At 60.1% G+C, this 9367-nt stretch carries 9 protein-coding genes; all 9 read right to left on the reverse strand.

The window, feature by feature from the left end:
• Positions 1-978 (reverse strand): glycosyl hydrolase (locus ABT23_RS14225; RefSeq protein WP_296636712.1); only part of this gene is annotated, 978 nt, incomplete at its 3' end.
• On the reverse strand, positions 975-1826 hold the full coding sequence (locus ABT23_RS14230) for a glycosyltransferase family A protein (RefSeq protein ID WP_296636716.1): 852 nt from the start codon (positions 1824-1826) through the stop codon (positions 975-977). The genes ABT23_RS14225 and ABT23_RS14230, both read right to left, overlap by 4 nt.
• On the reverse strand, positions 1823-2782 hold the full coding sequence (locus ABT23_RS14235; protein WP_296636718.1) for a glycosyltransferase family A protein: 960 nt from the start codon (positions 2780-2782) through the stop codon (positions 1823-1825). The genes ABT23_RS14230 and ABT23_RS14235 overlap by 4 nt, the downstream gene beginning before the upstream one ends.
• 4 nt (positions 2783-2786) lie before the next feature.
• A complete protein-coding gene (locus tag ABT23_RS14240) occupies positions 2787-4322 on the reverse strand; it encodes a lipopolysaccharide biosynthesis protein (protein ID WP_296636721.1) in 1536 nt (511 codons plus the stop codon).
• A gap of 72 nt (positions 4323-4394) precedes the next feature.
• Positions 4395-5843: an O-antigen ligase family protein gene (locus ABT23_RS14245; protein ID WP_296636723.1), complete on the reverse strand. Its 1449-nt coding sequence runs from the start codon at positions 5841-5843 to the stop codon at positions 4395-4397.
• 39 nt (positions 5844-5882) lie between these two features.
• Positions 5883-6887 (reverse strand): GDP-L-fucose synthase, encoded by a 1005-nt coding sequence (locus ABT23_RS14250; RefSeq protein ID WP_296636726.1) that lies wholly within the window; start codon positions 6885-6887, stop codon positions 5883-5885.
• A 119-nt stretch (positions 6888-7006) separates the two neighbouring features.
• Positions 7007-7360: a four helix bundle protein gene (locus ABT23_RS14255; RefSeq protein WP_296636729.1), complete on the reverse strand. Its 354-nt coding sequence runs from the start codon at positions 7358-7360 to the stop codon at positions 7007-7009.
• 42 nt (positions 7361-7402) lie between these two features.
• On the reverse strand, positions 7403-8488 hold the full coding sequence (gene gmd, locus ABT23_RS14260) for a GDP-mannose 4,6-dehydratase (RefSeq protein WP_296636731.1): 1086 nt from the start codon (positions 8486-8488) through the stop codon (positions 7403-7405).
• A 50-nt stretch (positions 8489-8538) separates the two neighbouring features.
• Positions 8539-9234 carry an exosortase-associated protein EpsI, B-type gene (gene epsI / locus ABT23_RS14265; RefSeq protein ID WP_296636734.1) on the reverse strand — a complete coding sequence of 232 codons (696 nt, stop codon included), beginning with the start codon at positions 9232-9234 and terminating at the stop codon, positions 8539-8541.
• Positions 9235-9367 lie beyond the last annotated feature (133 nt).

Genomic DNA, 9367 nt, shown 5'->3' on the forward strand with positions numbered 1-9367 from the left:
ATTGTCCCAGGCATACCAGTAAAAGCGAGACAGGCCTGCCGACCAACCCAGAATCAATGCGCGCGCCACATAGGCGGCAGATTCTCGATCATCCAAATCGAGCCAGTCGCTGCCGGCGGCGCCAATACGCGGCGTCATAGGTTTGTTTTCGATTCGCCACCCGGTTTCTGTATTCCACAGGGGTTTGGTGCCTTGCCCATGGTTTCGCATGATCTGCTGCACCTGCCGGATCACTGGCAGCATCGCTTCGGGCGATCTTTGTGGAACGTAAAAATGATAAGCAATGACATCGGCATACTGACCGCCGCCCATCGCGAGGTAATTATTCAGCCACTCCGGGTTGCGCCCTCCACCCGTCACTGAAGGCGAGACGACGATGACGTCGGGGTCGATTTCCTTCAGGGTTTCATAGGCGATGCGCGCCATCTGGATCAATTTTTCCGGGCTGCCCGAATAAAACCCCTTCAGATTCACTTCGTTCCATAGCTCGTACGCGTAAACCCGTCCCTTGTAGCGCGTGGCAACGGTGCGGACGTAGTTACGCCAGTCGTCCATGCTCAGGGGCTCGGCGGCGTTGCCGGGTTTGTAGCTGGAAGGCTCATTAGGCCGTGCTGAAGCCCAGGTGGGCGACAGGCCCAACGGCAACAGCACATCCACCTTGGCCAGGTTCGCCATCGTCACGTATTTGTCCAGCGTGGCGAATTTCCACTGGCCCTTTTCCGGCTCCAGATTGGGCCAGGCGACATAGGCATCCCATAGCCGCCAGGATCCGAATTTCACGGTGGGCCAAGCAGTCAGGCGATCGCCGTCAGACAGCCACGGCTGCGGTTCCACAGTGCGGTGGATATGCATGCCGAAATAGGTCGCCGGCACCGGGCCTGGCACCGGCGTCGTCTGGACAGCACACGCCGACAGCGAGGCAGCGACCGTAAACAGCAGCAGAAATATGCGAGATATCCGGCTTGCCACCCTGCTCACGACTCCCTCCTTTTCCAGCGCAGATAGCCTTCGATGCGTCCCAAGCTGGTGAACAGGGCGCGTCCGATCTGCGACGGGGACAAACGAGGCAGCGCGTTAACAACCGGCGCCAGCAATCCGCGCGCCACCACGTATGTCGATAGCCTGTGCTTGGCATAGATGGCGCCTGTGCCCCGGCTGCGGTACCGGGCCTGACGGCAGATTGCCTTGAAGTTGCCGACGGGCCTGGGAGCATAAGCATGATGCACCCGTATCTCGGGGCAATAGCGCAAGTGTGCGCCTGATGCCAGCGCGCGCAGAATGAAGTCTATCTCCTCCGCCGCGCCGTACCATTGACCGACACCGAGCCGCTCGTCGAATCCGCCGAGCGATTCAAACAGCTTGCGGTCGAGAAACAGCGAAATCGAGCTGGCATGCCCCCCCCGGAATTCCCGCCAAGCGTCATGCTCCAAAAAATATGCTTGTCCAGGCGCCGCCTCTCCAGCCTGCTCGACCCAACAGCCGATCATACCGCCTAGGGCCTCCCCCTCTAGGAACGCACGCCTGACGTGCTCGATCACCCGGTCTTCATACCAGCAATCGTCATCGGGAAAGGCGAGGATGTCATGCCGGGCAAGCGAGATGCCCAGATTACGCGCCGCCGAAAGACCGGGCGTGTCCATCCGCACATGGCGTACGTCCAGCCCACCCTCACGGGCCTGCTCCACAAAGGGCGCTAACCGCTCATCCGGGTTCTGGTCGACGATAATCAACTCAAAGCCACGGTCGGTCTGCGACAGGAACGAGTCCACCGCCCGCCCCAATTCCTCCGCGCGGCCGTAGGTAGCCAGGATAAGAGAGACGTTCATACCATGGCCCCTTTGCTTGCCAGAGCTTGCCGCCAGACTGACCAAACCGACGTTCTCAGCCAATACGACGCATTGCCGCGTGCGTGCCGGTCGACAAGCAACCGCCATGCCCCGGCGAAATCACCTTGTGTGGCGCGCATCCTGGCAATATTGATGTAGTGCGACGCCAGCAGGCGTCGCGCGCCACGCAGGTGACGGGCAGGATAATCACCGCTATCGATCCGTTCAGCCAGCCGGACATAGCAGGGCAACACCTCTGTCAGCGGCACGCTTGCGGTCAGGCTGCTGGCGACATCGACGCGATACAGCGCCAACGGCCTGGCGCTGTAGGCCACGGGATAGCGCTCGGCCAGACGAAACCACACGTCCTGGTCCTCGCCGAGCCGCTCGCCGAGCGGGAACATGGTACCCAGATCAAGCAGGCCTTGACGCCGCACGCAGATTGATGAGGTAAAAATGAAGGCGCCCTGGGTCCACTCGCTGAAAAATGACCGCACGATTCCGGAAAATGGCTCGACGCCGTGCGCCTCTCCAGGTTCCGAGCGCACATCGGCAGCGCCGGTAAAGCGCCGGTAAGCTGTCGCAAACAGGCCAGCCTGCGGAAAACGCCGGATCAGTCCGGCAATTTCCTGCAGAAAACCCGGCAGATACAAATCGTCGGCATCCAGGAATGCGACGAAATCCGCCTCGCAGGCCAGGATGCCGCGATTCCGCGTAGCGGAGACACCGGCGTTGTCCTGTCGTAGCAGTTTGATGCGGGGATGGTCCCGCATCAGGCGCGCCACCACTTCGGCGCTGCCATCGGTCGAGCCATCGTCCACCACGATCAGTTCATGCAGCCATGTGCCCTGTGCCAGGACGGAACGGATCGACGCCTCCACATAATCCTGCTTGTTGTAGAGCGGCATCACCACCGAGATGCGCGGCTTCTGCGTGGCTTGCTGCGGGCTCGTCATGCAGTCATTTTCCATGTGCGTGCCGCAGTTGCGGTGCCAGCAACCAGCCTGCCAAACGCGCGGCACGGGCCGGCAGACGCTGGAGGCCGCTCACCAGCAGGCTGGAAAGATCCAGGGTAAGCATGCCCGGCAGCGCTCGCAACGCCAGTGTTACCGTCAGGCCGCACACGGCGATAATGGCCGCCAGCCTGGCCTGATTGCCGGGCAGCAATTCGGCAAGAAACTGGTCGGTTCCCCAGGCGGCAAATCCGGTGAGCAGGCTCAGTGCAACGCCGCCTCGCAGCGCACGCGCACATTCGGTGAGCGGCAGACCGATCTGGTGGATTGCCAGCACGGTGAATACCAACGTACGCAGGACAAACAGCCCCAGCACCGTCCACGCCAGCGCGGCGAGCGAAAACTGCACGGCCACCAATGCACCGAGCAGCCACAGCCCTGCCAGGGGAAGTTGCAACTTGAATTCCAGCGTGGCGCGTCCGGTATTCCACAGCACCGGCGTAGTGATGCCCCACAACAGCGCAATGGGCATGGCCAGCGCGATCGGCCGCAGCACCACATTCGCCTGCGCCCAATGCTGCCCATACAGCGCTAGAACCAGCGTGTTCGACACCGCGGCCATGGAAACGAACACGGGCATGACCACCAGTGCGATGCCCGCCATCAGCAGCAGGTAGGCCTTGCGGATGCGCTGCGGATCGTCCTGCATTTTGGCGCAGGCGGAATACAGCACCGGCTGCATGAAACTTAGGATGGTGTTGGAGGGCGTGTTGACCAGATTGTAGGCATTGGCGTAGAGGCCGATCGAGACACTGCTCAGCGTGCGCGCCACCACCGTGCGATCGATGTTGCCGATCAGCCAGTTGGTGAGGTTAGTCAGCAACACGGTGCCGCCAAAATGCCCCATGCTGAAGGCATCGGGATGGCGGAACAGGGGCGCGAGCGGATGCCGCGTCGCGCGATACATCAGGACCAGCGACACCAGGCTTTGCGTCGCCCAGGCCGCCACCAGCGCCCACACCCCAGCGCCGGCGAGCGCCAGCGGAATGCCCAGGCAGACATAGCCGATGAAATAGGCAATGGTCTGCGCGATCTGCAGCGCCTTGAAATCCAATTCGCGCTTGAGCAGGTTGAGCGACACCGCGCCAGCCGCCTGCAGCAGCGCTAGCGGCGCCAGCACCAGGATGATCGCTTCCAGGCGCGGTTCATGGAAGAACCCCGCAAGCGGCCCGGACAGGATCGCCAGCAAGCCGGTAATGACCAGCCCGAGCATGATCTGCAGAGTGAATACGAACCGGATATGCGTGCTGTCCACCTGCTTGCGTTGGATCAGGCCATAGGCAACACCGACGTCCGAAAAGAAAGCGGAGAAGCTCATCACCACCACGCTCATGGCGAACAGGCCGTACTGCGCGGGACCCAGCAGGCGCGCCAGCACGATCTGCGCGCCCATCTGCATGAACAGGCGCAGGAAGGCGCCGCCGCCGCCCCACAGGAATGCCGAGACGCTGCGCGCACCCAGGCCTTCGCCCGACCGGCTCACGATAGCCTGCGCTCCGGATTGCGCGGGGGGCCAGGTGGGCGACCTAAAAACATGACGTGGCTTGGCTTGCGTTTATGTGAGCTGCGGCAATTGCGCAGGCTTTATAGCGGTTGCTTCGGCTGCCTGAAGCGAAGCGGAAGCTTGGCCCGCAGCGGAGGCCTGCCGCGCCAGCATGACAAGCACCGCAAACACCACGGCATGAACAAAGAAGGTGGCATCGAGCAATACTGAGAAACGAATGGGCACTTCCGTCATGGTGCGGCTCAGAATCAGCAGCAGCAGCGCCAGGGTCACGCCCCGGGTCGGCCCGGCAAAGCGGACGGCGTAGTAAACCAGGGCCGCCAGGTATGTAAGCATGCTGGTCAGTCCGACGATGCCGGCTTCGCCCAGGGCCTGGAGAAACTGATTGTGCGCGTGCCACGCGGCCAGGGCGCCATGGTGTCTGATGCGGAAATCCAAATCCCACAGATTTGGGCCGTAGCCGAACCAGGGACTTTTTCGCCAGGTGTCAAGGGTGACCCGCCAGATATCGGTTCGTCCGGTCAAGGTGGAAACGTCGCTGTCGGCCATCAGCGCGTGGAACACCCGGCTAGCCTCACCCGAGAACATCCACAGAAGCATGAGCCCGGCCCCCATGTACGCGCCGAGTGCCGTGATGGTGCCCCAACCAATGCGGGCCGATCTCAATTCCTGGCCGAATTGCCTGCTCACGCGCGTCACAACGATGACGAACACGATCAATAGCGCGGTGAGCCAGATAGTTTTGGACTGGGACAGCACCAGCACCGCCGCCGCCGAAACGACGCCCAGCATATGCCAGGGATTTTTGCCCCGCACCCAGTACGCCAGAATTAGATACAACAGGGCCAGCGGCGCCAGGGAGTTGGCATGCGGCGCCAAGCCATGCAGCCGGTAATGGAAGCCGGGAATGATGCCGACATAGCCAGTCTGGACGTAATGCGCTGGCTGGATCACGGCCAGTACCAGCGAACCTATCATCAGAAAAGCCAGCACCCGCTTGGCCTGAATTGCCACCTGCTCGGGCGCGATGCGCGGCATTACCAACAGCGTGGCCAACATCAAGACCGTGTAGAGCGATTGATGGATGAACGCCGGCTTGGTGCCCAACCCTGCGCTGGTCAGCATGGTAGTGAACACTGCACCCAGCCCTACGGCCAGGAAGGTACCGCCGGAGAGTTTCTGGCGCCGGATCAGGGCCATGAGCATCACCACCCCAGCCACGCTCACAATGGCGACGGTCGACAGACGCAACGCCCACGTCACCGGCCCCGAAATGGCCGTATAGCCTGCCAGCGTAGCGTCCGCATCGGTCAGGTATTCGCGTGGCGCGGTCATGATGCGCAGGGCGGGCGCCAGCATCATCAGCCACAAATACACCATCATCACGCCCTTCGACCCGAATCGCTCGACGCCACGTGAAGCGGTGAACACCCCCAGCACGAGGGCGATCGCCGCCGAAATAGCAATGAATACGTAAATGCTTATATACAGTGCATACATACGCGAGCTCTCATGACAGGCTGTGTCCGGGGTGCAACGTCAGGCCGTGGACTTGGAGCGGATTGCTGGCACCGGCTGCAAGCCGCCGAGGAAATCCTGATAGGCACGCGCCAGTCCCTCGCGCATTTCCATATGTGCGCTCCATCCCATGGCATTCAATCGCCCCACGTCCATCAGCTTACGCGGCGTGCCATCCGGTTTGGTGCTATCGAATTCAATCATGCCCTGATATCCCACCACGTCCTTTACAGTCTCGGCCAGCTCGCGAATGGTGAGATCATGACCCACGCCAATGTTCATCAATGGTGCCAGCCCATCGTTGCGGTCCTGACCCAGCAAGGGAACAAACTGCTCATCCGGCAGGCTCATCAGGTAGACGCAGGCATCGGCCATGTCGTCGCTGTACAGGAATTCGCGCCTGGGCGTGCCGGTTCCCCACACGGTCACGTTTGGCGCATTTGCCAGCTTGGCTTCGTGAAAGCGGCGTATCAGTGCGGGTATGACGTGGGAGTTTTCCGGGTGGTAGTTGTCGCCCGGGCCGTACAGGTTGGTCGGCATGACGGCCAGATACTGGGTCTTGTATTGCCGGTTGTAGGCCCAGCACATTTCGATGCCGGCGATCTTGGCCAAAGCATAGGGGCGGTTGGTGGGCTCCAGCTCGCTGGTGAGCAGGTGTTCTTCCTTCATCGGCTGCGGGGCGAGCTTGGGATAGATGCAACTGGAGCCGAGGAACAGTAGGCGCTTGACGTTGTTCTTGTATGCCGCGTGGATGATGTTCGTCTGGATGGTGAGGTTGTCCCGGATGAATTCGGCGGGATAGGTGTTGTTGGCGTGGATGCCGCCGACTTTGGCCGCGGCCAGGAAGACGTAGTCCGGTTTCTCCGACTCGAAGAAGGCGTCGACCGCGGCTTGGCTGGTGAGGTCGAGTTCGGCGTGGGTGCGGGTGAGGAAGTTCTCGAATCCTTTTTCACGCAGGTTGCGCATCAGGGCGGTGCCAACGAGTCCACGGTGACCGGCAATATAGATTTTAGATTCAGGATTCAAGATTCAAGTCTCAAGTTACAAGTTACAAGGTGCAAGCCTCAACTTGAGATCACGATTTATGATCTCAAAGTTGCCACAGCAAGAAACAAATTCCAGGCCCTTTCCTTTTAACTTGCAACTCATGTCTTTTTCTCTCTTACCGTTTGCATCAATCCATGCAGCATGCGGGAGATTTCTTCTGCCTCCTTGACCCACTGCATACCTGTCTCCCGCTCGATATAGCCGATATCCATACCAATATAAATTTGCGTCCTGAGTTCGCCGGCAGAGCCCTTCGCATAATTCAGGAAGTTACACGTTTCCTTAGCCGATTCACGTTCATACCCTTCTGCAATATTGGATGGGATCGACAGCCCGGCCCGCGTGATCTGATCGCGAAATCCGAAGTCCTTGAGGTCTCTCAGCGATTTATAAAGCTCCGCACTCAACCGAGCAGAGCGCTTCCAAACCGCAAGATCCTCGAACCGGGCCATCGTCCCCCCTTGAAACTTGCAACTTGCCCCTTGTAACTGCCCTTACTCGTGGTAATCCATGGCCTTGTAGCCGTGCTTCTTCACCAGTTCGTCGCGTTCGGCGGCCTTGAGATCCTCGCGCACCATCTCGCTGACGAGTTCGTCGAAGCTGATCTTCGGCGTCCAGCCGAGTTTGTCCTTGGCCTTGCTGGGGTCACCCAACAGGGTTTCGACTTCGGTGGGACGGAAGTAGCGCGGGTCGACGGCGACGATGCATTTGCCGTGGGCGTCGTAGCCCTTCTCGTCGACGCCCTGCCCTTCCCAGCGGATGTCCATGCCGAGTTCCTTGGCGGCGGCGTTGACGAAATCGCGAACGCTGTACTGCACACCGGTGGCGATGACGAAGTCTTCGGCGTGGTCCTGCTGCAGCATCAGCCACTGCATTTCGACGTAGTCCTTGGCGTGACCCCAGTCGCGCTTGGCATCCATGTTGCCGAGGAACAGGCAGTCCTGCAGGCCGAGCTTGATCCGGGCGAGGGCGCGAGTGATCTTGCGGGTGACGAAGGTTTCGCCGCGGATGGGCGATTCGTGGTTGAAGAGGATGCCGTTGCAGGCATACATGCCGTAGGCTTCGCGGTAGTTGACGGTGATCCAGTAGGCGTAGAGCTTGGCGCAGGCGTAGGGGCTGCGCGGGTAGAAGGGGGTGGTTTCCTTCTGCGGGATTTCCTGGACGAGGCCGAAGAGTTCGCTGGTGCTGGCCTGGTAGAAGCGGGTTTTCTTTTCGAGGCCGAGGATGCGGATGGCCTCGAGGATGCGCAGCGCGCCGAGGGCGTCGGAGTTGGCGGTGTATTCGGGTTCTTCGAAGCTGACGGCCACATGCGACTGGGCAGCGAGGTTGTAGATCTCGTCGGGCCGCACCTGCTGGATGATGCGGATGAGGCTGGAGCTGTCGGTGAGATCGCCGTGGTGCAGGATGAAGCGGCGGCCCTGCTCGTGCGGGTCCTGATAGAGATGATCGATGCGGTCGGTGTTGAACAGTGAGGTGCGGCGCTTGATGCCGTGGACTTCGTAGCCCTTGCCCAGCAGGAATTCGGCGAGGTAGGCGCCGTCCTGGCCGGTAACGCCGGTGATGAGGGCTTTTTTGGTCATGGTATTGGCTTGTAATGAAATAGACAAAATGGGTTAAACAGGAGCGCGAATCAGCTGGCTGCGGCCGGATGGCCAATAATGCGTTGCCGGCCGTCGGGCGACATCGCCTTGAGCAGGTCGCGCGTGAATGCGTCCTGAATATGATAAGCCTTGGTGTCATCGGCCTGAATGCTGGAAATCCTGAATAACAGCCCGTCGGGGATTTTTCCTGTGAGGCCATATTTCAATTGCTGGAGTTTCCATTTCAAGCCATTCACGGCTACGGTATCGCCCACAGTCGTCCAATAGGTGATCGGTTCGATTCGCTGTCCTTGGGTGGCAACCAGACGCTTGACGGGGATGTTTCCTTCGCCGGTGGCAAATGAACTGATAGTCGGGTTCTTGAGGATCTGAAATCCCTGGGCGGGATAGCAGATTTCCGGCTTGTGCACGGCCATGTTGTCGGACTGATCGCCCCCATAGGCAATGGACAGCATGATGTGTTCGCCATTTGAATTGACGTATGTGCGTGTCAGCGTCTGGCTGTATATCTTCTTGATCAGCGCTTGCTGCTCGGGATTGGAAATCAGGGGCACGATGGTTTCATCGATCTTCCAGTCGCCGAAGGCTTTGGGAATCAGGGTTTCAAGATCAAGTCTTGGTTCGCTATCCACTATCCTGACGGTCGGTTTAAGCGCGAGTGCCATGCCCGCTGCTGCAAACATGCAGAGACCGATGACGAGATGCCTGAAGCTGATGAGTTTCATTCTGGTCTCCTTGTATCAGGCCTGTGCCCGGGCGCGAGAACGGTCGGGGAAGATGAAACCCAATAACCAATCCAGCACGAACAAAAACAGCAGGCCGATCACGAACAGCATGATGCCTGCAAAGCCATGCAGG

The sequence above is a fragment of the Thiobacillus sp. SCN 63-57 genome (assembly GCF_001725555.1).
Lineage (GTDB): Bacteria > Pseudomonadota > Gammaproteobacteria > Burkholderiales > Thiobacillaceae > Thiobacillus.